Source organism: Rhizobium sp. BR 317 (assembly GCF_047445835.1).
In the GTDB taxonomy this organism is placed as follows: domain Bacteria; phylum Pseudomonadota; class Alphaproteobacteria; order Rhizobiales; family Rhizobiaceae; genus Rhizobium; species Rhizobium paranaense.
This window is the reverse complement of record NZ_JARWLB010000161.1, coordinates 1-982: the sequence shown is the minus strand read 5'-3', so window position 1 is coordinate 982 and position 982 is coordinate 1. Positions and strand designations below refer to the sequence as shown.

Below are 982 nucleotides of genomic sequence, written 5' to 3'. Positions count from 1 at the left end.
AGGTCTCCTCGGCTCGCAGCGCTTGAAGCCGATCAAGCGCAGTGTCTACACCTGCAAGTGTTGGATGTGCGGCGTCCCCGTTGGCCTCAACGACGCTGCGGAGCAAATCKACGATTTCCGACCAGTCAGTCGGGATGATCTGATCAGGCTGCAACAGACCGAATTCKACGGCCTGCCGAAGCCATGATTGTGCCTCCATTCGCCATGCGTTGGCGGCGGACACCAGAGCCCTCAGATCGTTMTCGCGTCGGCGCAAGATGCGAGTTAAGCGGTCCAGCTCAGACCGGGCCTGCAGGACGTCCGCTGTCACTGCCTGCAGGATGTAGGGAAAGATGGTCTTGAGMTTCTCACGATGCTCGGTCGTGTCGGCCTTGAAAAACATCACGTCTGGATTGGCCACRATATTTTGCGGCTGGAAGGTGAAAGCCATAAGGTCGCGGAAGCTCGGCCGAGACTTGAAGTTCGAATCTGCCTCCGGTTCGAAATCGAGGTTGGTCAGCCCCGCAAGCCGGTTAAGCGTGGCTTTAACGACTTGAGTTGTAGTGCCTTTGTCCTCGATCCGCCTCGGAATCTCGATCTCGGCCGCCTCGATCATCACCATGTCGCTGGTGCTCTGCTTATCGCCGGGTTCTCGACGCGCGAGCAGCTTCTGCCCTTCGACCGTATCGATAAGAACGCCAAACCAACCACAGTTTTCTCGGATKACTCCGACGGGAATGGCGCACTTATCGGATGCAAGGCAGTAATCGATAATGGGGATCACAGCGGACTTGCCGGTTTTCGAGGCGCCGCTGATGACGTTCACGACTCCCGGATGAAACTCGACAATGCGAGGTTCGGCATCGTGTCGCGGCCAAAGGATGAGCTTGCGCAGTTGAAAATACATTAGAAATCCACCCTGAGTGTGGAGGCAACCTGCGCCAGACCGAGTTTCGAGAACCAATAGCCAACCTTGTCAGCTGCCGACGCGAAGCCCTTTAAG

At 56.9% G+C, this 982-nt stretch carries 1 pseudogene; it reads right to left on the bottom strand.

The annotated features are described in order from the left end of the window. Nucleotides 1–886, bottom strand: a pseudogene (locus QD357_RS32525) (DUF3732 domain-containing protein); the annotation flags it as partial. Nucleotides 887–982 lie beyond the last annotated feature (96 nt).